Annotated in this window: 23 protein-coding genes, 1 tRNA gene and 1 other RNA gene; 12 read left to right on the top strand and 13 right to left on the bottom strand. The window is 67.9% G+C overall.

Annotated features, from left to right (window positions below):
- Positions 1–199 precede the first annotated feature (199 nt).
- Positions 200–284, bottom strand: a tRNA-Ser gene (locus tag AC1DDH_RS16995).
- Between the two features lie 453 nt (positions 285–737).
- Here AC1DDH_RS16995 and ffs point away from each other — a divergent pair.
- From ffs to AC1DDH_RS16970, 5 genes are all read left to right on the top strand, one after another.
- Positions 738–834, top strand: an RNA gene (gene ffs / locus AC1DDH_RS16990) — signal recognition particle sRNA small type.
- 27 nt (positions 835–861) lie between these two features.
- Positions 862–3,894, top strand: a complete 3,033-nt coding sequence (locus AC1DDH_RS16985; protein WP_476955900.1) for a DNA polymerase III subunit gamma and tau — start codon at positions 862–864, stop codon at positions 3,892–3,894.
- Between the two features lie 51 nt (positions 3,895–3,945).
- Positions 3,946–4,545 carry a recombination mediator RecR gene (gene recR, locus AC1DDH_RS16980; protein WP_018774392.1) on the top strand — a complete coding sequence of 200 codons (600 nt, stop codon included), beginning with the start codon at positions 3,946–3,948 and terminating at the stop codon, positions 4,543–4,545.
- A 12-nt stretch (positions 4,546–4,557) separates the two neighbouring features.
- Positions 4,558–5,136 (top strand): GNAT family N-acetyltransferase, encoded by a 579-nt coding sequence (locus AC1DDH_RS16975; protein WP_476850515.1) that lies wholly within the window; start codon positions 4,558–4,560, stop codon positions 5,134–5,136.
- A gap of 461 nt (positions 5,137–5,597) precedes the next feature.
- Positions 5,598–6,950 carry an aspartate kinase gene (locus AC1DDH_RS16970; RefSeq protein ID WP_018774393.1) on the top strand — a complete coding sequence of 451 codons (1,353 nt, stop codon included), beginning with the start codon at positions 5,598–5,600 and terminating at the stop codon, positions 6,948–6,950.
- Positions 6,951–7,165: 215 nt separating this feature from the next.
- On the opposite strand, the gene AC1DDH_RS16965 is transcribed toward AC1DDH_RS16970, so the two are convergent.
- Both AC1DDH_RS16965 and AC1DDH_RS16960 read right to left on the bottom strand, forming a co-directional pair.
- Positions 7,166–7,360 carry a hypothetical protein gene (locus AC1DDH_RS16965; protein ID WP_043436631.1) on the bottom strand — a complete coding sequence of 65 codons (195 nt, stop codon included), beginning with the start codon at positions 7,358–7,360 and terminating at the stop codon, positions 7,166–7,168.
- Positions 7,361–7,503: 143 nt separating this feature from the next.
- Positions 7,504–7,728 carry a hypothetical protein gene (locus AC1DDH_RS16960; RefSeq protein ID WP_028278007.1) on the bottom strand — a complete coding sequence of 75 codons (225 nt, stop codon included), beginning with the start codon at positions 7,726–7,728 and terminating at the stop codon, positions 7,504–7,506.
- Positions 7,729–7,855: 127 nt separating this feature from the next.
- Here AC1DDH_RS16960 and AC1DDH_RS16955 point away from each other — a divergent pair, with 127 nt between their 5' ends.
- From AC1DDH_RS16955 to AC1DDH_RS16940, 4 genes are read left to right on the top strand one after another with little or no spacing between them, the layout of a single operon-like run.
- Positions 7,856–8,326: a MarR family winged helix-turn-helix transcriptional regulator gene (locus AC1DDH_RS16955; RefSeq protein ID WP_476850579.1), complete on the top strand. Its 471-nt coding sequence runs from the start codon at positions 7,856–7,858 to the stop codon at positions 8,324–8,326.
- Between the two features lie 27 nt (positions 8,327–8,353).
- Positions 8,354–8,935 carry an SSI family serine proteinase inhibitor gene (locus tag AC1DDH_RS16950; protein WP_243181456.1) on the top strand — a complete coding sequence of 194 codons (582 nt, stop codon included), beginning with the start codon at positions 8,354–8,356 and terminating at the stop codon, positions 8,933–8,935.
- Complete coding sequence (locus AC1DDH_RS16945; protein ID WP_476857666.1) at positions 8,904–9,884, top strand: 3-methyladenine DNA glycosylase; 981 nt, start codon at positions 8,904–8,906, stop codon at positions 9,882–9,884. Before AC1DDH_RS16950 ends, AC1DDH_RS16945 begins: the two co-directional genes overlap by 32 nt.
- Positions 9,881–10,261 (top strand): serine protease inhibitor, encoded by a 381-nt coding sequence (locus AC1DDH_RS16940; RefSeq protein ID WP_476871037.1) that lies wholly within the window; start codon positions 9,881–9,883, stop codon positions 10,259–10,261. The genes AC1DDH_RS16945 and AC1DDH_RS16940 overlap by 4 nt, the downstream gene beginning before the upstream one ends.
- A gap of 197 nt (positions 10,262–10,458) precedes the next feature.
- Here the strand turns inward: AC1DDH_RS16940 and AC1DDH_RS16935 are convergent, their stop codons facing one another.
- Both AC1DDH_RS16935 and AC1DDH_RS16930 read right to left on the bottom strand, forming a co-directional pair.
- On the bottom strand, positions 10,459–13,653 hold the full coding sequence (locus AC1DDH_RS16935; protein WP_476857664.1) for a S8 family serine peptidase: 3,195 nt from the start codon (positions 13,651–13,653) through the stop codon (positions 10,459–10,461).
- A 331-nt stretch (positions 13,654–13,984) separates the two neighbouring features.
- Positions 13,985–14,170, bottom strand: coding sequence for a hypothetical protein (locus AC1DDH_RS16930; RefSeq protein ID WP_476955899.1), 186 nt, complete (start codon positions 14,168–14,170; stop codon positions 13,985–13,987).
- Between the two features lie 270 nt (positions 14,171–14,440).
- On the opposite strand from AC1DDH_RS16930, the gene purS reads away from it, so the two are divergent.
- The 3 genes from purS to purL are packed head-to-tail and all read left to right on the top strand — an operon-like array spanning position 14,441 to position 17,782.
- Positions 14,441–14,692 carry a phosphoribosylformylglycinamidine synthase subunit PurS gene (purS, locus tag AC1DDH_RS16925; protein WP_018776110.1) on the top strand — a complete coding sequence of 84 codons (252 nt, stop codon included), beginning with the start codon at positions 14,441–14,443 and terminating at the stop codon, positions 14,690–14,692.
- A gap of 1 nt (position 14,693) precedes the next feature.
- Complete coding sequence (gene purQ / locus AC1DDH_RS16920; protein ID WP_476947639.1) at positions 14,694–15,452, top strand: phosphoribosylformylglycinamidine synthase subunit PurQ; 759 nt, start codon at positions 14,694–14,696, stop codon at positions 15,450–15,452.
- Entirely contained in the window at positions 15,449–17,782 is a 2,334-nt protein-coding gene (gene purL, locus AC1DDH_RS16915; RefSeq protein ID WP_243181452.1) for a phosphoribosylformylglycinamidine synthase subunit PurL, read from the top strand. Before purQ ends, purL begins: the two co-directional genes overlap by 4 nt.
- A gap of 80 nt (positions 17,783–17,862) precedes the next feature.
- On the opposite strand, the gene AC1DDH_RS16910 is transcribed toward purL, so the two are convergent.
- The 8 genes from AC1DDH_RS16910 to AC1DDH_RS16875 form a co-directional block, all read right to left on the bottom strand.
- Positions 17,863–18,156 carry a DUF503 domain-containing protein gene (locus AC1DDH_RS16910; protein ID WP_476955898.1) on the bottom strand — a complete coding sequence of 98 codons (294 nt, stop codon included), beginning with the start codon at positions 18,154–18,156 and terminating at the stop codon, positions 17,863–17,865.
- A gap of 95 nt (positions 18,157–18,251) precedes the next feature.
- Positions 18,252–18,569 (bottom strand): putative quinol monooxygenase, encoded by a 318-nt coding sequence (locus AC1DDH_RS16905; protein WP_079555298.1) that lies wholly within the window; start codon positions 18,567–18,569, stop codon positions 18,252–18,254.
- A gap of 80 nt (positions 18,570–18,649) precedes the next feature.
- A complete protein-coding gene (locus AC1DDH_RS16900) occupies positions 18,650–19,252 on the bottom strand; it encodes a tetratricopeptide repeat protein (protein ID WP_243181450.1) in 603 nt (200 codons plus the stop codon).
- 14 nt (positions 19,253–19,266) lie between these two features.
- Entirely contained in the window at positions 19,267–19,821 is a 555-nt protein-coding gene (locus AC1DDH_RS16895) for a DUF1990 family protein (protein WP_476955897.1), read from the bottom strand.
- On the bottom strand, positions 19,818–20,228 hold the full coding sequence (locus AC1DDH_RS16890; RefSeq protein WP_476850505.1) for an MmcQ/YjbR family DNA-binding protein: 411 nt from the start codon (positions 20,226–20,228) through the stop codon (positions 19,818–19,820). The genes AC1DDH_RS16895 and AC1DDH_RS16890 overlap by 4 nt, the downstream gene beginning before the upstream one ends.
- Positions 20,229–20,289: 61 nt before the next feature.
- Entirely contained in the window at positions 20,290–21,564 is a 1,275-nt protein-coding gene (locus AC1DDH_RS16885) for an acyl-CoA dehydrogenase family protein (protein WP_476947641.1), read from the bottom strand.
- Positions 21,565–21,591: 27 nt separating this feature from the next.
- Positions 21,592–22,461 (bottom strand): MetQ/NlpA family ABC transporter substrate-binding protein, encoded by an 870-nt coding sequence (locus AC1DDH_RS16880; protein WP_476850503.1) that lies wholly within the window; start codon positions 22,459–22,461, stop codon positions 21,592–21,594.
- A 32-nt stretch (positions 22,462–22,493) separates the two neighbouring features.
- Positions 22,494–23,936 carry an LLM class flavin-dependent oxidoreductase gene (locus AC1DDH_RS16875; RefSeq protein WP_476871043.1) on the bottom strand — a complete coding sequence of 481 codons (1,443 nt, stop codon included), beginning with the start codon at positions 23,934–23,936 and terminating at the stop codon, positions 22,494–22,496.
- Positions 23,937–23,956: the final 20 nt, after the last annotated feature.

Raw genomic sequence — 23,956 nt, 5'->3', positions numbered from 1 at the left:
GGGCACAGGGGGCTGGGCACGGGGCGGCTGGGCCTCCGAGCCGACTTGGCGGATGAATCGGTGGCGGTACTGCCGGAGGACGCAGCCTTGGCCAGAACCTCACGAGAAGCTCACGAGAAGCTCACGAGGATAGAAATGCCCGAGACGCGAAAGGCCCGTAGACGCAAAAAGGCCCCGGTCCGAGGACCGGGGCCAACCGCGGAGAATGGGGGATTTGAACCCCCGAGGGCGTTAACCCAACACGCGTTCCAGGCGTGCGCCATAGGCCGCTAGGCGAATTCTCCAGTTGCTTCTGAATCAAAAGCAGATACTAGAATACCTGAACTTTCCGGCTTCGCCCAATTGAGCCTCCCCGCCCCGGCCTGCGGCTCCTCCGCGGGACATGCCCCAAGGCCCGCCCGAGGGCTGGACATAGCCCCAAATAGCCCACTCCTTCCCGCCAAGAATGGGCATGCCCCACACTGCCCACTCCCGCGACTGGACATGCCCCACAGCCCGCCCGAGGGCTGGACATAGCCCCAAATAGCCCCCTCCTTCCCGCCAAGAATGGGCATGCCCCACGCTGCCCACTCCCGCCACTTGGACATGCCCACTGCGCCCGCCCGACCGCTGGACACAGTCCCACCGCCCCCGCTCCTGCAGCCCGCCCCTGCCGCGAAAAATGGGCATGCCCCATCGAGGATCAAGGGCCAAACCGGGCCAATTCGGGGCACACCCAATCGTCAGGTAAACTTGCTGACGGCCCCTCATGTGGCGTCATCCTGTTGAACTCCCCCAGGACCGGAAGGTAGCAAGGGTAAACGGGCTCTGGCGGGTGCATGAGGGGTCTTTTATGTCTGTGCCGATTGGTAGGGTTTATCTGTGACTGTTACTACCGCCCTCTACCGTCGATACCGCCCCGATTCGTTCGCGGACGTTATCGGGCAGGAGCACGTCACCGAGCCTCTCATGACGGCCCTGCGCAAGAACCGCGTCAACCACGCCTATCTCTTTTCGGGCCCCCGCGGCTGTGGCAAAACCACCTCCGCCCGCATCCTGGCCCGCTGCCTGAACTGCGCCGAGGGCCCCACGGACACTCCCTGCGGCAAGTGCCCCAGCTGCGTGGAACTCGCCCGCGGCGGCTCCGGCTCCCTGGACGTCATCGAGATCGACGCCGCCAGCCACGGCGGTGTGGACGACGCCCGCGACCTCCGGGAACGGGCCACCTACGCCCCCGTCCGGGACCGCTACAAGATCTTCATCATCGACGAAGCCCACATGGTCACGTCGGCCGGGTTCAACGCCCTGCTCAAGATCGTCGAAGAACCGCCGGAACACATCAAGTTCATCTTCGCCACCACGGAGCCGGACAAGGTCATCGGCACCATCCGTTCCCGCACGCACCACTACCCTTTCCGCTTGGTGCCGCCGGAGCCTCTCATGGCGTATCTGGAGCTGCTCTGCACCCAGGAGAACGTCCCCGTGGCGCCCGGGGTGCTCTCGCTCGTCATCCGCGCGGGCGGCGGTTCGGTCCGCGACTCCCTCTCCGTGCTCGACCAGCTCATGGCCGGCGCCGGACCAAACGGACTGGACTACGAACTCGCGGTCGCCCTCCTGGGCTACACGCACGCCTCCCTGCTCGATGACGTCGTCGAAGCCGTCGCGGCGTCGGATGCCGCCACGGTGTTCCGCGCTGTGGACCGCGTCATCCAGACCGGGCACGATCCCCGGCGTTTCGTCGAGGACCTGCTCGAACGCTTCCGCGACCTCATCATCGTCCAGGCCATGCCCGAAAGCGCCCAGTCCATCCTCCGCGGCATGCCGGCGGACCAGATCGCCCGCCTGCAGAACCAGGCGCACAACCTCGGGGCGGCCGAGCTCTCCCGCGCCGCTGACGTGACCAATACCGCGCTCACGGACATGACCGGGGCCACCTCTCCGCGCCTGCATCTGGAACTGCTGTGCGCCCGTATCCTGCTGCCCAGCTCCGAGCAGACCGAGCGTGGCATTGCGGCCCGGATCGACCGCGTCGAGCGGCGGTTGAACTACGCCGGGAACGACGTCGGAGCTCCCCTCGCCAGCGCCCCCGCACCTGCCACCGTTCCGCCTGCACGCACGGAGCAGGCAGCCGCGCCACAGTTGCCGGCAGCGCACGTGCCCGCCGCACCTTCGCACGCCGCGCCGACTGCCACGACCACCACCCCCTCCGGCCCGCGTCAGGACGAGCAGCCGCCGGCCACAGTCTCCGCGCCCGCCCGGCAGGACGAGCCCGTCCGAGAACCGCTGACGGCACCACGGGTCAGCACCGGCGACTGGCCTGTGGACGAACCCGCGGCGGCCAGCCGGCCCGCCCCTGCCGCAGGTCCCGCCGCCGCGCCTCCGTCCCTGCCCGCGTCGGCGACTGCCCCAACGGTTGCCCCATCCGCCCCTGCACCGTCCGCCCCGGCGGCATCCACCCCAGCACCCTCCGTCCCCGCGCGTCCCGAGCCGGCCGAGCCCGGCCGGGCGCCTGCCGCTGTTCCCAGCCCAGCTCCCGGCTCCGCCGCCGGACCCGGAGCCGACGTGGAGGTTTTGCGCCGCGCCTGGCCCGAGATCCTGCAAACGCTCACCAAGATCAAACGCAGCACCTGGGCGCTGGTGGAACCCAACGCCCAGGTGGGCCATTTCGAAGACCACGTCCTGACCCTCGCGTTCACCACCGCCGGGCTGGCGGGCGCCTTCGGCCGGGCCGACCACGCCGAGAACCTCCGGCAGGCGATCCACAAGACCATCGGCATCGATTGCCAGATCCGGGCCGTGGCCGGCAGCAGCAACAGCCCAGCGAGCTCTGAGCCAAACCCAAAAGCGCCGCCGGCTAGCCCGGAGACCCCGGCATCGTCCGCAAGCCAGGCGACATCGGCCGACGTCGCTTGGGGCCTGAGCCCGGCTCCCCAGCAGGCCCCATCTCCGGCCAACGATGCCGCTGAAGCCGTCACCTCGCGGGTGGCCCCGGCGCACGTTCCCGCCGCCTCAATGCCTTCGACGCAACCCACTCCGGCCCCCGCAGCCCAGGCGCCGGTCCGCGCAGCCGAGCCGGCAGCCGAATCGGACGGCCCTTCGGAGCCTTCCGGGTCCTACGCCGACGCCGATGACGACTGGGGACCGCCCCGGGACGAGGACGCCCCTCCGCTGGACGAGGAACCACCAATGGATTGGGACCCCTCGCCCGTAGCCACGCCGCGCCGCCCCGAGCCCGCGGCTGCCGCTACCGCTCCGGCCCGCAAGTCCCCTGCCGCGCAGGCATCCAAAACCGCCGGCTCCCCGGCCCGGACACCGGGCGCAGAACCGGACGCGGCGGATGACGCGTGGGCCCGCGCCGTCGAGCAGTCACCCGGCGTCTGGACGGTCGGCACAGATTCGAACCTCGGCCGGTACACGAGCCCGGATGTCGAGCCCGCTGCGCCCGAGCCCGAGCCGAAGCCTGTGCACTACGAGCCGGCGGCGGCACAGATCCCGGAGTACGCGGGTGTCGTGTCCGCGCCGTCCGGGCTGACCTCGGACCACCCGGCCCGGGCCGAAGTGGCTCCGGCGCCGGCGGTTGCGGAGTCTGTTGCGCCGCGTGTGGCCGCCGCTGCCGTAGCTGCCGTCGCGGAGGCTGTTGCGGTCACTGCCGTTCCCGAGGCCGCCGCCCCGGCAGGCCGGCAAAGCCTGTACCAGCGGCTGTCGAACAGTCCCGAGGCCGAGGCCGGGCGGGCGAAGGCCCCCACCCGAGCTGCCGCCGCGACCACCGTCTACGTACAGGACATCCCCAGCGCCGACGACGAAACGATCGAGGAATCGGGCGTCTTCGGCCGGGCCGCCGTCGAGCGTATTCTGGGCGGGAAACTGGTGGAGGAGCGCTCCCTGGATGGAAGCCCCCTGCCGCCCCGCTTCTAGCAGACCCCCTGCCGGCTGGCCCCGGCCCCACTCCAAACGAACGAGGACATTGTGTACGAAGGCGCAGTTCAAGAGCTGATCGACGAGCTCGGACGCCTTCCCGGAGTGGGGCCGAAGTCCGCCCAGCGGCTGGCCTTCCACATCCTCGAGGCTGATCCCCAGGACATGAAGCGGCTTGTCGATGCCATCACCACAGTGAAGGAACGGGTCAAGTTCTGCACGGTTTGCGGGAACGTGACCGAGCAGGAACTGTGCAACATCTGCCGCGACCCGCGCCGGGACCCCACGGTGATCTGCGTCGTCGAAGAATCCAAGGACGTCCTGGCGGTGGAGCGCACGCGGTCCTTCCGCGGCAGGTACCACGTCCTGGGCGGCGCGATTAATCCGATCGCCGGGATCGGTCCGGAACAGCTCCGGATCCGTGAGCTGCTGACCCGGCTCAACGACGGCGCCATTCAGGAAATCATCATCGCCACCGACCCCAACCTCGAGGGCGAGGCCACGGCGACGTATCTGGCCCGGATGCTCAAGTCGATTGGCATCGCCGTCACCCGGCTGGCGTCCGGCCTGCCCGTGGGCGGGGACCTGGAATACGCCGACGAAGTCACGCTCGGCAGGGCCTTCGAGGGCCGCCGCAACGCCCTGAGCTGAGCTGACGGATTCGTGGCAACCACCGGCAGCGGCACCCCGGCGCCGCTCCTCACCGGGCGGTTGCTGTTGCGTCCGTTGACAGCGGACGACGCCGGCGCCCTGCTCCGGTTCCGGGCCCATCCGGCGGCCACGCGGTACCTGTCCCATGGTCCGCTCACCCCCGCGCAGAACAGCGCCCGGCTTGAGCAGACACTGTCCGCGGCGGCATCCTCCACGGCCGAGTGGTTTCACTTCGGCTGGGCGATCGAGCTCCGGGCCACCGGTGAAGTCGTTGGCGACGCCCGGACCTGGAACACGCAGGAACCCCCGGCGCCCGGCCGGATTCCCGCAGACTCAGCCAGCCTGGGCTACGTTCTTCACCCGGAGCACCACGGGCTCGGTCTCGGCCGGGAGGCCGCCGGCGCCCTGGTCGACTGGCTTTTCGGCGCCCGCGGCAGCGAGACCATTTTCGCGGGAGTCTACGAGCCCAATCTCCCGTCCCGAAGGCTGCTCGAGGGCCTGGGCTTCCGGAAGGACCGCTTCTTCCCCGTTGCCGAGGACACAGCGGGAAAACAGCTCCCGTCCTGGCGCTACCGGCTGGACCGCGGCTAGCGGACATGCCCCGCGCCCACGCCCACGCCCACGCCCACGCCCACGCCCAGCGGACATGCCCCGCGCCCGCACCCAACAATGGACACAATGCCCTCACGCCCACTCCTGCCCGCCAAGAATGAGCATGTCCCGCGGCAGCACTGAGCATGTCCACTCCTGGCCCGAGCTCCCCCACCCTGCCCCGGCGGACATGTCCAGCGCCCCTGCCCGGGAATGGACACAATGCCCTCAYGCCCACTCCWGCCCGCCAAGAATGAGCATGTCCCGCGGCAGCASTGAGCATGTCCACTCCTTGCCCGCAGCACTGGGCATGTCCGGTGGAGACAAAACCCGGAGTGTCTGCCATTCGGTCACAATTCAACGGCGCGGGCGGCACGGCGATAAACTGGGGTGAGAAGTTACGCCGTCGCGCCGTTTGGTTGCCTGGCCCAGAACCCCGATGATCCAGTGAGGGTGCGCGAATGAGTTTGCCCACTACCGAAGTCCAGCCCGGATCGCAGACGTTGCCCGTCTCGGCCGCCGCCACCAAGCACCTTGTCGTGAAGAAATTTGGCGGTTCCTCGGTGGCTGACGCAGAAGGCATCAAGCGCGTCGCCCGGCGGGTCGTGGATGCCCAAAACGCCGGCGACGAGGTCGTCGTGGTGGTTTCCGCCATGGGCGACACCACCGATGAGCTCCTTGACCTCGCCGGCCAGGTCACCGATTCCGCGCCCGCCCGCGAAATGGACATGCTCCTCTCCGCCGGCGAACGAATCTCCATGGCGCTGCTGGCCATGGCCATCAACAAGTTCGGCGCCTCGGCCCAGTCTTTCACCGGGTCCCAGGCCGGCATGATCACCGACGGCATCCACGGCAAGGCCCGGATCATCGACGTCGACCCGCACCGCATCCGCACCGCCCTGGACAAGGGGCACATCGCGATCGTGGCCGGGTTCCAGGGCATGAGCCACACGACGAACGAGATCACGACGCTCGGGCGCGGCGGGTCGGACACGACGGCGGTGGCCCTCGCCGCGGCGCTCGACGCCGATGTCTGCGAGATCTTCACCGACGTCGACGGCGTGTACACGGCCGATCCGCGCGTGGTCGCGTCTGCCCGGAAGATCGACCGCATCTCCAGCGAGGAAATGCTGGAACTGGCCGCGTCCGGCGCTAAGATTCTGCACCTGCGCTGTGTTGAATACGCCCGCCGCTTTGGGGTGCCACTGCACGTCCGTTCCTCATTCAGCCAGAACGAAGGCACCTGGGTTCTGCCCGGCGCCGACGACAAGATCACGACTCAAGAGGGAGTTGCCTTGGAGCAGCCAATCATCTCCGGTGTGGCACACGATCGGTCCGAAGCCAAGGTCACGGTTGTCGGCGTACCTGACATCCCCGGCAAGGCAGCGGCGATCTTCCAGGTCATCGCGGACGCCCACTCGAACATCGACATGATCGTCCAGAACGTGTCCACCCACGGCACGGGCCGGACCGATATCTCCTTCACCCTCCCGATCGTCGAAGGCGCCGAGGCCCTGGCCGCCCTGCACGCCGCGCAGGACCGGATCGGCTTTGAGAGCATCGAATATAACGAGAAGATCGGCAAGCTTTCGCTGATCGGCGCCGGCATGCGCTCGCACCCGGGTGTGTCCGCCCGCTTCTTCGCGGCCCTCTCCGAGGCCGGCATCAACATCAACATGATCTCCACCTCGGAGATCCGGATCTCCGTGGTCACCCACGCGGATCTGCTCGACGACGCCGTCCGCGCCATCCACAGGGCCTTTGACCTCGACAGCGAGGACGAGGCCACGGTCTACGGCGGCACCGGCCGCTAGCCGCACCTGCGCATCCGGGCGGACCCCGGACCGCATAAAGACGGGGAAGGGAGCGGCACCTGCCGCTCCCTTCCCCGTCTCCGCCCGTCGTCGGCCGCTTCCCCACAACTCCGGCCGAATTCCCACGTTTCCGGCCGAATTCCCACGTTTCCGGCCGCGTACCACGCGGCCGCCCAGGACGCCCCCGGTACCCGGAACCGGCGAAGCGGGCCTCGTCAGACCTCTTCTTTCCCGAGATCCGTTTTCCGGACAGCGTAGTGGTGTCCGTGGTCGTCCGTCTCGACTTCGAAACCTGCCAGGTCGTCTTCCGAGGCGTGCTCGAAGTCGTCGTGCTTGTGAACTACAGGCGCCGCGGTGTCGCCTCGATTTGCGGGCCCGAACAGCAGCCTCAGCTTGTCGGTCTTTTCCATGAAAGCTCTGACAGCACGTGTCACTAGTCCCACCCCCTTTCCTCGTCCCGGATGGTTCAGGATGCTGCACAGCGGTGTGTCAGTGCCCTCATTTTACGCCCGGCAGCGGGAAATGGCCCGGGTGAGGTGGCGCTAAAAGGGACCTAGCGCAGGGATTTGTCGTCAGGGTTTCGGGGCACCACATAAGTGCTGCCGTCGGGCCGGTGCAAGGTCTCCCACTGTTCAGTTTCAGCCTGCCGCGCCGCCAGCAGCCGCCTGTTCTGGTCGGTCATCTCGTGGCCGAGTGAACTGCGGTTTGCCGGCCCGAACACCGCCCGGAACTTCCCGGTGGCCCGCATGAACCTCTCGACGGCGTTTTCCTTGGCCATGGCTATCCTTTCCTGGGAGCAAGACAATGCTCCCAGTGTACGCTAATCATTAGTGCACTAATCATTCGAAGGAGTCGGTGTGACCCAAGGAACCCCAGCAATTCAGGGCGGCCACGCCACGAACGGCCTGCCGGACGCCCAGGCAGCGCAGGACGACCTCCTGCTGGAACAGCAGCTCTGCTTCGCCCTGACGGTGGCCTCCCGCAGCGTCGTGGGCGCTTACAAGCCCGTCCTGGACAGGCTCGGCCTGACCCACCCGCAGTACCTCGTGATGTTGTGCCTGTGGGAAGCGAGCCCGCGGTCGGTCCGCGACATCAGCGACGCCCTGGCCCAGGAGCCGGCAACCATCTCGCCGCTGCTGCGCCGGCTCGAGACGGCCGGCTTCATCACCCGCCAGCGGATGGAAGGCAACGAGCGCACCCTGGATGTCCGGCTGACGCCGCGCGGCGCCGCCCTTCGGGAGCAGGCCACCGAAGTCCCGGGCATCATGATGGCCCGGCTGGGCCTGACCCGTGAACAGGTCGGCCAGCTGCACGCCACCATGATGGACCTGATCGCCGCCACACGGCCCGGCCCGGAGGACGCGCCCCGGCGGTAGACTGGGCAAAACAGAGGAGGACTGCTGATGCGCACGCAATCGGGCCGCCCGGCACTTGTCCTGGCGGCCGTCCTGATGGCCGTGGCCGGACTGGCCGCCTGCACGCCGAACGGCGGGCCCACACCTTCTCCCTCCCCCAGCACGACGTCGGGCACCCCCTCCAGCCCGTCACCCACAGCGCCGTCGGGCTCGCCGTCGCCGGAGACGGAGACGACCTCGCCGGCACCGTCCCCCTCCGCCGTCCCGCTGCCGTCCGGACCGGGCAAGGGCAACGCCGAACTCGCCATCATGGTCAAGCCGAACGAAACCGGCACCGCGGCCAACTTCACGCTGGTGTGCCAAAACGGGGTTCCGGCGGCCGAAAGCCAGCACCCCAACGCCGCCGCCGCGTGCATCGCCATCAAGAACAACCCGGCCATCCTCAGCCCCGCCCCGCCCGCCAAGAACCAGACCTGCACCCAGCAGTACGGCGGCCCGCAGGTGGCCACAGTCACCGGCGTCGTGGATGGCAGGGCGGTTCAGGCGAGCTTCAGCCTGACAAACGGCTGTGAAATCGCCGCCTGGAACGCCGCCAAAGATGTTCTGGGCTCATCCGGCGGGGCGAGCTAAGCCCTTGCACCTCCAGCAGGAAGAATGGCTGCCGCGCCAGACCGCCCACGTCCAACATGTCCGCCGCTACGCGGACCCCTACCTCGAGCGGCGCTCCGCCGGCCGGAAGCACCCGGTGGAGGACTTCCTCTTCACCTACTACACCCAGAAGCCCGGTCAGCTGCTGCGCTGGCACCCGGGCGCCGGCGTCGTGCTCTCCGGCCCCGAGGCTGAGGCGCGGACCGGGTGGAAGTATTACCGCGCGGCCGACGCCACAGAACTCGCGGCCGCCGGGCTGCCGGCGGAGTCGCCGGCGGTGACGGTCGACGTCGACGCCTTCCTGAGGGAGCGCCGGGAGGCACTGCAGTTCGCAGGGATCATCCTGGCCGGGACTGCCGCGCGGCCGGCCCAGTTCGGCTGCTTCGGGCTGCACGAGTGGGCCATGGTCTACCGGCAGGACAAGTTCGATCTCCGGCACGAGTACCTGCAGCTGCGGCTGGGGTCCGGGCGCACCGACGAGGTGGTGGAGGAGAACCGGATCCGGTGCTCGCACTTCGACGCCTTCCGCTTCTACACCCCGGACGCCGTTCCGCTGAACAGCATGGTTCCCAGCCGGGGGAACCAGCGCACCATGGAGCAGCCGGGCTGCCTGCACGCCAACATGGACCTATACAAGTGGGCCTACAAGCTGTCCCCGTTGCTGCCCAGCGAGCTCGTCATGGACTGTTTCGAACTCTCGTGGCGGATCCGGGCCATGGACATGCGGGCGTCGCCGTACGACCTCGCCGACTGGGGGTATCCGGCGATCCGGATCGAGACACCCGAGGGCAAAGCTGCGTACGTTGAGCACCAGCGGGCTTTTTCAGCCGAATCACAAGTACTGCGGCAGCGGCTGTTGCAGGAGCTCGCTCCCCTGCTCCAGTCGATGGGTTCCGGCCCTGCCCCCGAACACACGGAAGGACAGCAATGACCGCCACCCACGAGCGTCACAGCCACCACGAGATCGATCTCACCGTCCGGCTGACGGAGGCCCCGGAAGCGCCGGAGTACACCTTCCGACTGGCGGTCGACGGCGGCAGCGTCGCCCCGGCGTCCACGCTGCCGGATTCGGCGGCCGCCCTCGCGGCGGTCACGCAGCACGGCGAGGCGATCTTCTTTCCAAAGCCGGGGCCGCCGAAGATGTGCACGCAGCAGTACGGGGGTCCGCAGGTCGCCGTGGTGACCGGCTGGTTCCTGGGCCGGGAAGTCCACAGCACGTTCAGCCGCACCGATGGCTGCGAGATCGCCCGCTGGCGGGCGATGGCGCCGCTGCTGGGCGGGGTTGCGGGATCCACCGGGGCAATCTGAGCCTTCACGGCACGGACGCCCGCGGCCCCTGGGCTCTCCCGGCTCCGCCGGCCGGCCCGGGACCGGGTCCGCCCCGACCTTTCCCGCGCGCTCGGCTCTCCCGGCTCCGCCCCCGGCGGATTAAACGGCAACGGCCGGCGGTGTGAGCCGCCGGCCGATGCCGTATTTTGGTGCTGCTTCTGCCTAAATGGCGTCGCCTAGATGGCGTAGTTCGGGGCGAAGGACTGATCGCTGTTCTGCATCTTGCCCTGCTCCTCCTTCACCTTCTTGCCCTTGTCCTTCTTGTCCTTGTGGGAGTTGTCGCCATCGGCGTCGTCACCCGGACCGTCATTGGAATCCTGGTCCTCGGAGGTCGGCGGGACCACAACGGTCCCGGCCGGGGTCACCAGGACTGAGACGAACGTGGGATCGCTGGCACCGGCGAAGGTGACCCGGCCGATGTACGAACCGACCTGAAGCCCATCCCAGCTCAGCGTGACCTTGCCGGCCTTGCCGTTGGCGAGCCGGAGCGGGTTCGGGCTCAGCGAGGCCTTGCCCTCGACCTTGCCGAGCACGGCGGCGTCGACCGAGGCCTTGGTGGCCTGGTTGTTCGGGCTGGCGTACAGGTTGGCGTAGATCGTGTACTTACCCGGGGTCGGGTTGGGGATGGACACCGATTCGCTGGCCGACGACGTCGCGACCGTCAGCGGACCGTTCGGGGTCATGACGTACATGTCGAAGTCAGCCTTCGGATCCGCGGAAATGACCGAGAATTTGGCCAGCGGGGAGCCGGCCACGACTGTGACCTCCTTGACCACGTTGGAGGCATCCGGGGCGCCGGTGAACGGGCCCGGGACGAGCTCGGCGGCCGTGGAGTCGGCCTTCGAGAGACCGTCGAGGGTCATGTTGATCGGCGCGTTCGTGCCGGAGACCACCTTGATGGCACCGGAACCGCTGCCGCCCTCGGAGGTGAAGGCGACATCGGACAAGGCCACGACGGACTGCGGACGGACCGCGATCGGCGACGCCACATTCTTGTTGGCGCCCTGCCAGCTCAGCGAACCGGTCGCGAACTTGCCCAGGGGCGCGCCCTGGTTCTCAAAGGAGACCTTGAACGTGCGCTTCTCGCCGGCGGCGCGGAAGTTCAGAACAGCCGGGGTCACGCTGACCTTGATGCCGGGAACGTTGAACTGGGCCTTGTAGACCCCCGGGGTCAGGGCGGTCAGCGTGCGGGTGACCTCGATCTTCCCGGCCAGGTTGCCGAGGGCGAAGGAGGGCAGGTTCATGTCCCGCGCCTTGGTGGTTCCGTGGATGAACTCCAGGTAGTCTGCCTCGCTGGCGTCGTAGACGAGGCCCGGATCCAGCACGCGGGCCGGGTCCACCTGGCCTGCGCCGGTGGCAAAGACATCGGTGTTCTTGGATCCGTCGGCGTTCTTGACGTCGCTAGTGGTGGTCATCATCGCGGATTTGACCGCCGCCGGGGACCACGTGGGCTTCATGGCCAGGATCAGCGCGCCGAAGCCGGCTACGTGGGGGGAGGCCATTGAGGTGCCGGAAAGAAAACCGAAGTTGTCGCCTCCGGTGCCGATCGGCGAAACGCCGGCCAGCACGGCCACGCCGGGCGCCGCGACGTCGGGCTTGAGGAGGTCGGAGCCTTCAGCGAGCAGCGGGCCGCGGGAAGAGAACCCGGCGATCTGCGGCTGCGCCTCGAGGGGCAGTCCGGTGGTGTCCTTGTTGACCAGGGAAACCGTGATGGCCGGATTGGCCGTGACCTTGGCCTTGATGGCTTCGGTGGCGGGCGGGTTCACGTGGACGGTGGGGACTGAGTGTTTGTCCGTGTCCAGTGAGGAGACGGACAGGTTGACGAGGATCATGCCGACGCCGCCTCCGCGCTTGACTTCGGCGCTCTTTGCGACGCGGTCCACGACGCCGCGGTCACAGACCACAACCTTGCCGGTGATTTTGGCCGGGTCCAGCGAATCGGGGCCGCACAGATTCGGGCTGGCTTTCCCGGCGGCTCCTGCGTTGGCTGCCAGCACGACGCCGGCATTGGAAACCTGGCCGTTCATGATGCTGGCGCCGCGGTATTTGCTGCCGTCGGAGAACTCGACCGTGCCCTGCAGTTCCTGCGAGAAGCTGGTGGCCGCGACCGTGGTCAGCCAGGGCGCGCCGTGGTTGACGGTGCTGGCGGTCGGGCCGGAGTTGCCGGCGGAGACCGCGACGAAGATCCCGGCCGAGGCGGCGGACAGGAATGCCAGGGAGACCGGATCGGTGGTGGTATCCGTGGCGCCGGAGATGGAGTAGTTCAGGACGTCCACGCCGTCCTCGATGGCCTTGTTGATGGCCTCGACGGACGCGGACGAGTAGCACCCACCGGAGTTGGGATCGTTGTCTTCCCAGCAGACCTTGTAAACGGAGAGCTTGGCGGCCGGCGCGATGCCGCTGGTCAGCCCGAAGCTCCTGCCGTCAACCATGGCCTCGACATTGGCGTTGCCGGCAGCCGTGCTGGCGGTGTGGGTTCCGTGGCTGGCGGCGTCGACCGGGGACAGCCGTTCGCCCGGAGCCCAGTCTTCCGGCGGGACAGTGGCCGCGAAGTCCTCGCCAAAGTAGCGGGCGCTCAGGACCTTGGAGTTGCAGGCGGTGCCGTCGAAGTCGGTGCCGACCTGGCATTCGCCCTTGAAGGTTTCGCCGTCGGCTTTGAGCATCGCGATCTTGCCGTCCGGGGTGCGGTACGGCACGCCGACGACGGGATTTCCGGTGAGGGGCTTGACCTCCTGGCCGGCAAAGTAGGCGCTGGAGGGGGTGTAGCCGGTGTCAATGACGCCGACCACGACGCCCTTGCCGGCCGCGTCCTGGCCGCCGAACTTGGTGTTCCACGTGCCGTTGGGCCCGCTGAGCTTCAGGAAGTCGGCGGTGGAGTAATCGGGTGCGTTCTCCGTGTCCGGCGCGACGACGAGGACCGACGGGTCCCGGGCCAGTTTCACGGCCTGGTCCGCGGTCAGCTTGGCGCTGAAGCCGTTGAGGGCTGCGGTGAACTGGCGCTGCATCTTGACGCCCTGCTGGCCGGCCACCTGGGCCTGCTTCTGTTCCAGGTGGGCCTTGTACTGCTTGACTTCGGCCTTGGTGGCATCCAGTTTCTTGCCGGAGGCAGGCTTGGTGGCCGGCAGGCCGGCCGTCCCGCCGTCGTAAGTCGCGGAAGGCTTCTCCGCCATGACCACTATGTAGCGGCCGTCCTTGTAGTTGTTCGGATCAATATTCTTCTGTGCGACGCCGGCTACGCCCGGGCCTTGCGCCGGGGCCGCATTGGCGGGGGCGATCGCGATGCTGGACAGAAGAACCGGCAAGCCCAGGGTCAGTGCCGCGGCCCTCCGGAGTCCCCCGCTTCGAAGGAAGCTCTTTCCTGGTGATGTCACGAGTGTTTGAACCTTTCGTAAAGGAACGGCCCGACTCCAACGCCGGGCCCAACGGACTGGCGGGAACTCACCGGGCGGTCGCCCGGCCCGCCCCCACGGATACCAGCCGATTCATACAGTACAGACCGAGAGCGAGATATGACATAGACCACAAGGAGGTATTTAAAATTTGTCACGCAATACGACACGATGCGATGGCGAGGATGCTGAACTGCGTCAATTGGACTCCGGCGGGCACAGTGCCTACGCCAGCATGCGCCGGCTCAGCGCCGGAGGCCGCGACGACTTACGATCTTCGGGCCCGCCGCCGGCCCGCTCGTGATCCGCCGGCCTATTTTCGGGGAGTCCGGACCACGTCGCTGATCCATGCGCGGGTCTTCTCATCCAGGGGGCCGGCCACCTTGGTCGCCTCCGCCGCACGGTCAGCCTTGATCTTCTGCAGAACCATCCGGCCCAGCCCGGCGAACACTGCGACGGCCACAACAGACAACACCACGGATTTCGGTTTCTCAGCCATGCGCACATCCTACTGACCCGCGGCAGCCCCGACCATAGGGCGCAGCCGCCCCCGCGACGCCATCTCCCCAGCTCAAGGACCTGCCGGGGAGGCCTCGTTCACACTCCCCGCCCGAATACGGCCGGACGCACGGTGGCCGGTAGAATGGGCATGCAAGCTCGCGGAGCGCCCTTTCACGCTGTATTCACCAGTCCAACACACAGCGGATCGGCGTGAGACGGCACCACTCCGCTGCGCCCTTACCCAACGCTCACGCACAGGAGTTACCGGATGCCCCGGATCGTTGTCGACGTCATGCCCAAGCCCGAGATTCTGGACCCGCAGGGGAAGGCCATCGTCGGTGCTCTGCCCCGGCTGGGCTTCACCGCTTTCAGCTCTGTCCGCCAGGGCAAGCGCTTTGAACTCACGGTCGACGGCGAGGTGACCGAGGAGATCCTGGCCCAGGCCCGCGACGCCGCGGAGACCCTGCTGTCCAACCCGGTCATCGAGGACGTCGTCAACGTCGAGGTCGTTGAGGCCTGAAATGACTGAACTCCCCCTGATCGGCGAGGCCGTCGCCGTCGCCGCCAACCCCAGGCTCGCCGGCGCGAAGATCGGCGTCGTCACCTTCCCCGGCACCCTGGACGACCGCGACGCCGCCCGTGCGGTCCGTCTGGCCGGCGCCACCCCGGTGGAGCTCTGGCACGCCGGCACCACCCTGGGTGACGTTGACGCCGTCGTGATTCCCGGCGGGTTCTCGTACGGCGATTACCTCCGCGCCGGCGCGATCGCCCGCTTCGCGCCGCTGATGTCCAGGATCATCGACGCCGCCAATTCCGAGGCCAAGCTGCCCGTGCTGGGCATCTGCAACGGCTTCCAGATCCTGACCGAGTCGCACCTGCTGCCCGGTTCCATGATCAAGAACGACCACCTGAAGTTCATGTGCCGCGACCAGGTCCTGCGCGTGGAGAACAACACCACCGCCTGGACCGGGGACTACGCCGCCGGCCAGGAAATCACCGTGCCGCTGAAGAACCAGGACGGCCAGTACATCGCCGACGAGAAGACCCTGGACGCGCTCGAGGCCGAAGGCCGCGTTGTGTTCCGCTACGTCGGCTTCAACCCGAACGGCTCTCGGCGCGACATCGCCGGCATTTCCAACGCCGCGGGCAACGTGGTGGGCCTCATGCCGCACCCCGAGCACGCTGTGGAGGCCGGCTTCGGTCCCGAGCTCGGCTCCGGCACCGAGGGCCTCGGGTTCTTCACCTCTGTCCTGAACAAGATCGTGGGAGACAACAAATGACGGAGACACCCGCAGTGGCGGCACCCGCGGAGACCGCCCGGAAGTTCAACATCGACACCGTCGAGAACGCGGCCAAGACCCCGGACACCGAACTCCCCTGGGCCGAACTGGGCCTGAAGCAGAACGAGTTCGACGAGGTGGTCAAGGTCCTGGGCCGCCGCCCCACCGGCGCGGAACTGGCCATGTACTCGGTGATGTGGAGCGAACACTGCTCCTACAAGTCCTCGAAGAACCACCTGCGCCAGTTCGGCGACAAGGTGACCGAGGAAATGAAGAAGGACATGCTCGTGGGAATCGGCGAAAACGCCGGTGTCACCAACCTGGGCGACGGCTGGGCCGTGACGTTCAAGATTGAGTCCCACAACTCGCCGTCGTTCGTGGAGCCCTACCAGGGCGCCGCAACCGGCATCGGCGGCATTGTCCGCGACATCATCTCTATGGGCGCCCGCCCGGTAGCGGTGATGGATCCGCTGCGCTTCGGCGCCATTGACCACCCGGACACCGCCCGCGTCATGCACGGCGCGGTGGCAGGGATCGGCGGCTACGGCAACTCGCTGGGCCTGCCCAACATCGGCGGCGAAATGGTCTTCGACTCCGTGTACCAGGGCAACCCGCTGGTGAACGCGCTGGCCGTCGGCGTGATGCGCCACGAGGACATCCGCCTCGCGAACGCCTCCGGCAAGGGCAACAAGGTGGTGCTGTTCGGTGCCCGCACCGGCGGCGACGGCATCGGCGGCGCCTCCGTGCTGGCCTCGGAGTCCTTCGATGACACCAAGCCGTCCAAGCGCCCCGCGGTCCAGGTGGGCGACCCGTTCGCCGAGAAGGTCCTGATCGAGTGCTGCCTGGAGCTGTTCAAGGGATCCCTGGTGGAGGGCATCCAGGACCTCGGCGCCGCCGGCATTTCCTGCGCCACCTCCGAGCTCGCCTCCAACGGCGACGGCGGCATGGAAGTCGAGCTGACCTCCGTGCTGCTCCGCGACCCCACCCTGACCCCGGGCGAAATCCTGATGTCCGAGTCGCAGGAACGCATGATGGCCGTGGTCACCCCGGAAAACATCGCCGCGTTTGAAGCGGTCATGGACAAGTGGGCGGTGGAGTACTCCTGGCTGGGCGAGGTGACCGACACCGGCCGCCTCATCATCACGTGGGAAGGCGAGGTCATTGTCGACGTCGACCCGCGCACCGTGGCCCACGACGGCCCGGTCTACGACCGACCCTATGCCCGCCCCGAATGGCAGGACGCCGTCCAGGCCGACTCCTTCACCGGGTCCGTCCAGGACGCCGGCCGCCCCTCCGCCCCCGCGGACCTGGCCGCCGCCATCACCGAGCTCGTCGCCTCCCCGAACATGTGCGACAAGTCCTGGATCACCAAGCAGTACGACCGCTATGTCGGCGGCAACACCGCCATGGCGTTCCCGGACGACGCCGGCGTGGTCCGGGTGGACGAGGAAACCGGCCTCGGCGTGGCCCTGGCCACCGACGCCAACGGCCGCTACACCTACCTGGACCCGTACCACGGCGCTCAGCTGGCCCTGGCCGAGGCCTACCGCAACGTCGCCACCTCAGGTGCCGTGCCGATGGCCGTCAGCGACTGCCTGAATTTCGGCTCCCCCGAGGACCCAGACGTCATGTGGCAGCTCGCCGAAGCCATCCGCGGCCTGTCCGACGCCTGCATGGTCCTCGGCATCCCGGTCACCGGCGGCAACGTCTCGCTGTACAACCAGACCGGGACCACCCCCATCCACCCCTCCCCCGTGGTGGCAGTGCTGGGCAAATTCGACGACGTCGCCCGCCGCACGCCGTCGGGCTGGAAGGAAGACGGCCAGGCCATCTACCTGCTGGGCACGACGGCGGCAGAGCTGGACGGTTCGGAATGGTCGAACATGCGCGGACACCTGGGCGGCCTGCCGCCGAAGGTTGACCTCGACGCCGAGCGCGAACTGGGCCAGATTCTGATCAACGCCTCCCGCGACGGCATGGTGGATTCCGCCCACGACCTCTCCGAAGGCGGCCTCGCCGCGGCCCTCGTGGAGTCGTCCCTGCGTTACGGCGTGGGCGCCCGGATCGCCCTGCAGGACGTCCTGGACCGCGACGGCGTGGACCTGTTCACGGCGCTGTTCTCCGAAACCCAGGGCCGCGCCGTCGTCGCTGTGCCCCGCTCGGAGGAAATCCGCTTCACGGACATGTGCACCGCCCGCGGCTTCGCGCACGTCCGGATCGGTGTGGTGGACGCCGAGGGCGGCACGCTGGAGATCAACGGTGTCGAGACCATGAGCCTCGACGCGCTCCGCGAAGCCCACGAGGCGACCCTGCCGAAGTACTTCGGCTAAGCCCCACCGCTCAAAGCAACGCGGGGTCACTTACCGCCCATAAATCCCCTCGGGATGGGCGCTAAGTGACCCCGCGTTGTTTAATCGTCGCTGCGGAGCTCCCGTTGCCGTGCGCTGAGGAGTTCGAGTTCGGGCCGGGCCGCCACGAAGCGTTCGACGGCGGTCAGTACCTCCACGACGTGTGCCCGGTCTACTGCCACTAGGCCGGCGCCCAACTGCGTGCGCCGGTGTTGCTCGTGGTCCCCGACCTCGGCGACGGAGACATCAAAGCGGCGCTTCAGCTCCGCAAGCAGCGGCCGCACCATGGAACGTTTCTCCTTCAGGCTGTGAACGTCGCCCAGAAGGATGTCGAATTCAATCCAGCCGATCCACATGCCATAAGCGTATCCATTGCTCCCCAGCTGCCCCCTAGCCTCGCAAGCCCGGCCAGGGAACCCTGCCGGCGTGGGCCCACTGCAATCGATGCCGGCTAGATGGTGAGCTCGCCCATCCGGTCCCAGCCGTCGCCGTCGAGCTGCCGGCTGATGATCCGGGGTGTCTCGGCCAGCGCCTGAGGCATGTCCGCCATAGCCTGCTTGAAGTGGGCGCTGTTCACGTGGGCCCCGGCGGCGTCATCCTTGAAGGCCTCAACCAGGACGAATTCATTGGGGTCCTCCACACTGCGGGACCAGTCGAACCACAGGTTGCCGGGCTCCTGGCGGGTGGCCTGGGTGAAATCGTTCACGAGTCCCAGCCAGCGCTCCGACCAGTCCGGCTTGACCTTGAATTTGACGACGATGAAGATCATGGGCTAAAGCCTTTCATTGGTTTTCCGGAGGTTCCATTCTTCCAGCATGACGATGCCGGGTCACATGGCCAGTTGGCGGGTCAACAGGCCTTGATGGCCTCGCGGGCCAGTTCCTGCTGCCGCGGGGTGCCGATCCGGTCGGCCCACTGTTCGGCGAGCTGGAACTCCACCATGGCCTCGGTGCACCGGCCGGCGTCATGCAGCGTCCAGCCGAGGTTGTTGTGCAGCGAAACCACCCACCGTTTGGTCCGCTCATCGTGAACCGTGGACGCGTACTCCAGGGCGCTCCGGGTCCAGGTCTCGGCGTGGGCGGAGTCGGCAATGGCGAGCATGTGCAGCGCGTCCACGGCCAGGAATTCCTCGACCAGGTAGTCAGCCAGTTCGGCCGCCTGTTCAAACAGCGGCACGGCCATCTCGGGGTGGCCGCTGGAATTGAGCACCCGGCCGCGTTCCAGCAGCACCCGCACCGCGACTGTGGGCTCGTCGGCATCGACCGCATCCAGCAGGGCGTCGGCTTCCTCGTAGCGGCCCTGCAGCCCGATGGCCCGGCCCAGCTGGGTGGTGAGTTCGGCGCGTTCGTCGGCGTCGTAGCGTTCATCTGCGGCCGCCGCCCGGAACCGGGCTTCGGACCCGGCGGGGTCGTCGAAGTTCCACAATTGGTCAAGGGTTTTCTGTTCCAGCATCCATCTGCTCCTGATCAGCTTTCACCTGCGGCCAGTTCGTGTGCACTCCCAATGTAGCGGGAAGTGACATGCCTTTGTGCCCGTCCCGTGAGGGCGCGGCCGGCCGCGAAGAACCAGTTGGACGGCCGGCTGAAGGCCGTGATTTTCAGGAACACCCGGCCGGCGGCGTCGATCTCCACTTCGAAGGCCTCCTCGCCCCGCACGGGATGACCGGGCAGTGTGCCGTACCCGAACCCGGCTCGTTGCGGCCCGTCGCCGGGCACCGGCCGGCGCACCCACACCACCTCGCAGGGCGCGTTGATCCGGAAGGGTCCGACGCCGAATCCGCTCACTACGCGCGCGCCGGGCACGACGGCGTCGGAGTCGGTGCGGACGCGCAGCCCGGAGCGTCTCTGCAGCTGCCAGGTCAGAATCCCCTGCGCCACCCTCCGGTACAGTGCCGGGCCGTCGCCGAGGTACGCCCGGGACACCAAACAGGGAAAGCCTGCCGGAGCCTGGCCATGCTCAGTGGAGCCAATGCCCGGATAGTTCAGCCCGTCCCGCGCGCCGGCACCGGGATCACCGCTCATGTGTCCTCGCCCCTGGCCAGTCCCGCCCAGCCCAGCTGTTCCCGCTGCTTCCGGCTGAACGAGGCGACCACCAGGTCATACGAATCCTCCACCATGTCCCGGATCATGCCGTCCGGCAACGATCCGTCCAGCCGGACCCCGTTCCAGTGCGTCTTGTTCATATGCCAGGCGCCGGTGATTTCCGGGTGGATGGCCCGCAGTTGTTCGGCCAGGGCCGGCTCGCATTTGAGGCTCACGGACCAGTCGGCCGGGTCCATGGCCGACGCCGCGAACATCTTGGCGTCCTGTCTCGTGCCGCCGGCGATCCCCGCCCGCACCTTGAAAACCGATGTCTCCGGGCCGAAGGGAAAGTCCTCAAACGCACCGGGGAAGCTCAGGCAGATCTCGCGGAGGGTGGCAACGTCCATGGCACGAGCCTATCCGGCTGCGGCCTGCCCGGCTGCGCGGGCTATCCGGCTGCGGCCCGCCTCACCCTGCCTGCGCGGCGGTGCGGGCGTCGCCGATGCTGTGCAGCCCTTCGGGAGTGGTGCCGTTGACTTCGTAGTCGCCCACGGTGCGGGCCTTGAACACGGCGGGGTTGTGGGTGGAAACGGTCCTGGCGTTGCGCCAGTGCCGGTCCAGCGATTTCGACTTCGACGTGGCGGATGCCCCGGTGACGTCGAAGAGCTGCTGGGCCGCGGACTGGACGAGTTCGGGCACCAGAAGCTGCGCCTTTTCCACCGCGATCTCGCCGCGGACGTAGCGTTGTTCCGGGGTGAGATCCAGGTTCTGGTCCGCGCCGGCGTCGAGCTCCCGGGCGGCGGCCAGCACCACGGATTCCGCCGCGAAGACCTTGGCCGAGAGCTGGCCGACGAGCTGCAGGATCAGCGGGTCGCTGCGGAACAGCTCGCCGGAACCGGTGTTGAAGGTCCGTTTGCGGTCGCGGACCAGCGCCCTCGCGTCGGCCAGCGCCGCCCGGCCGATGCCCGCCAGGACGGCGAGCAGGACCAGCTGGAAGAAGGCCGGCTCGTGCGTGGTGGATTCCGAGCGCCGGATGATGTTGGTGTCCGGCACCACGGCGTCACGGAAAATCGTGGTGCCGGTGCCGGTCAGCTGCTGGCCGAACCCGTCCCAGTCGTCGAGGATTTCCACTCCGGGCTGGGTGGTGCTGACCACGGCGTACTGCCGGCCCTCCACGCCCGCGGTGCTGGCCATGACGGCAATCCACTCGGCGAAGATGGTGCCGGTGGTGTAGTACTTCCTGCCGTTCAAGAGCCAGTCCCCGCCGTGGCGGGTCAGCTTGGTTCCGGTGGTGCCGAGGACATTGCCGGATTTCTCCGTGGCGGCGTTTCCAAAGATCTCGCCGGCCACCACTTTCGGGTACCAGCGGTTCCGGAAGTCCGCGGATTCCAGACCGACGGTTTCCACGAACGCGAAGTGCGAGCGGTAGAGGTGGGCCACGGAGGAATCCGCCTCGGCGAGTTCGATGAGCAGCCGGAAGAAGGGCTCAAAGCCGATGCCGTCGCCCCCGTGTTCCGTGGGCACCCGCAGCCGGCCGAAGCCTTCCTCGTTCAGCCAGCGGACCTGTTCGAAGGGCAGGACCCTGTCCTGCTCGCGGGCCAGCGCGCCCTCCGCGATCCGGGCAAACACGGGCCGGAAACGCTGCGCCAGCCTCTCGTAGGCGGCTTCGGCCGACGGCGCCTCGGTGTAGGCGGCTGCGACCGATGGTGCTCCGGGAGCTGTGGTCTCTGGTGCGTAGGACATGCGTTCCCTTGGTTGCTGGTGGCCGGGCTAGAGCTTGGCGGCGTCGGCGGCGGGATCCTGGTCCCAGGGGGTGGGCAGGATGCCCTTCTGGTAGCTGGCAAACCAGGCCTTGACCTCCGGGGACTGGAAGGCGGCCTTAAGGGCCGCGGCCTTCTCCGACCCGGCAAAATCCTTCCGCCCGGCAACCACGATCCGGAACGGGACCTGGTCCGCATCCGTTTCGAAGGCCAGCGCGTCGTCCTTGCTGTGCCCGGCATCCGCGGCCATGCGGGCGACCAGGAAGCCGGCGTCGACATCAGGAAGGGTCTTGGCGAGGGACTGCTGGTCCACTTCCACGAACTGCAGCTTCTTCGGGTTGGCCGCGATGTTCTTTTGCGAGGTGTGGATCACGGTGGCGTCAGACAGCTCCAGCAGGCCGGCGTCGCGCAGCATGAACAGGGCACGGCCGTTGTTCGCCGGGTCCACGGGAATGCCGATCTTGGCGCCGTCCGGGAGCTCGTTCAGGGACTTGTACTTGTCAGACCAGATGCCGCCCGGGGCGCTGTAGACGTAGAACAGTCCCACGTTCTCCAGGCCCTTGTCCTGGTTGAACTGCTTCAGGTAGGCGTTGTGCTGGAAGAAGTTGGCGTCGAATTCGCCGTTGGCCACGGCCAGGTTGGGCTGGATGATGTCCGTGACGTACGTGGGCTCCAGGGTCCAGCCCTGGGCCGCGAGCAGCTTCTGGGCCAGCTTGGTCGGTTCCTGGTACGGGGCGGACTCGGTGACGATAATCTTGATCGTCTTGCCGCCGCTGGCGCCGGCACCGCCGGGGTTGGTGAGGCCGCAGCCGGTCAGTGCCGCGGCGGAGACAGCACCGGCACCGGCGAGGGCATATTTGAGGAAATTTCTACGCTGCATGGTCTTGGTCCTTTGTGGTGGTTCGCGCTGGGCTATGACTGGGCGGTAACGCTGGCGGGCTGGTTTTCGGCCGCCGCGGAGAATTCGGTGAAGGCTCCCCGGAAGGCCGCGGCGGGGTGCCGTCCGTTGAGCCGTGGCCCGGCGCCGAAGAGCTTCTCGCGCAGGGTTCCCGGCGCGTAGCCGGTCTGGGCGAGGCCGCGGCTGCGCAGTTCCGGCAGCACACCGTCGATGAAGTCGGTGTAGGAGCCGGGGATGGTCTGGTTGATGATGTTGATGCCGTCGATTCCGGCGTCCTGCCACTGCTCGAGACGGTCGGCAATCTGGTCCGGCGTTCCCACCACCCGGTTGGCCCGGCTGCGGTAGAGCGCAATGTCGCGGAGGGTGGGGTTGCCGCCGCGGACGGAGGCGCGGATAGCCGTGAGATGTCCCTGGCTGCCTTCCGTTTCAAGGTCCCCGAGCGGGGTGTCCAGCGGCAGGCCGCCGAGGTCGACGCCGAACCCGCCGCCCACGTGGGCCAGCAGGGCTTCAATGTCCAGGCTGTCCTCGAGCTCGTCGGCTTTGCGGTTCGCCTCGGCTTCGGTGCCGCCCACCACGAAGTGCATGCCCTGGAGGAACTTCACGTCATCCGGATGGCGGCCGGCGGCAACGGCCTGTTCCCGGACGGCCGCGGTGTACTTCGCGGCCACCTCGGTGCTCGGCGCGAGTGTGAAGGTGGCCTCGGCGTTGGCGGCGCAGAACTGCTGGCCGCGGCCGGAGCTCCCGGCCTGGAAAAGCACCGGGGTGCGTTGCGGTGAAGGGGCCGCGAGGTGGGGTCCGTCGATCGAGTACCGGGGCCCGCGGTGGTAGATCTTGCTGACTTTCTCCGGGTCCGCGTGGACCCCGGTCGCCTTGTCCCGGAGCAGCGCGTCGTCTTCCCAGGATCCTTCCCACAATTTGTAGGCGGCCTCGACGTATTCGTCCGCCCAGTCGTAGCGTTCGTCATGCTTGGTCAGCTCGGTGGCGTTGAAGTTCCGGTGCGCGTTTTCCAGCACGCTGGTGACGATGTTCCAGGCCACGCGGCCGCCGCTGATGTGGTCCAGCGTGGACATTTGCCGGGCGAACTGGAACGGATGGCTTTGAATCACCGACGACGTCGCGGCCAGCCCGATCTCCCGCGTTCCCGTGGCGAGCGCGGACAGCAGGATGAGGGGGTCGTTGGACGGCACCTGCAGGCCCTTTTTCAGCAGCGATGCCCACCCGCCGTCGTAGTCGCCGTAGAGACCGACGACGTCGGCGAAGAAGATCGCGTCAAACTTGGCGCCTTCGAGCTGGCGGGCCAGGTCGATCCAGAGCTGGAGTTCGTTGAACCGGTGCTGCTGGGCTTCCGGGCGCCGCCACTGGCCGCCCATGATGTGGCTGGACGTGTTCATCACGAAGGCGCTGATCAGCAGGCGCGGGCGGGGTCCGTCGAAACGGGTACTGGGCGTTGAAGTCATGGGGTGCTTTCCGCTGTGGG

The sequence above is a fragment of the Arthrobacter sp. 10T425 genome (assembly GCF_056393985.1).
Note: the sequence above shows the minus strand (reverse complement) of the source record. Positions and strands in the feature narration are given on the sequence as shown.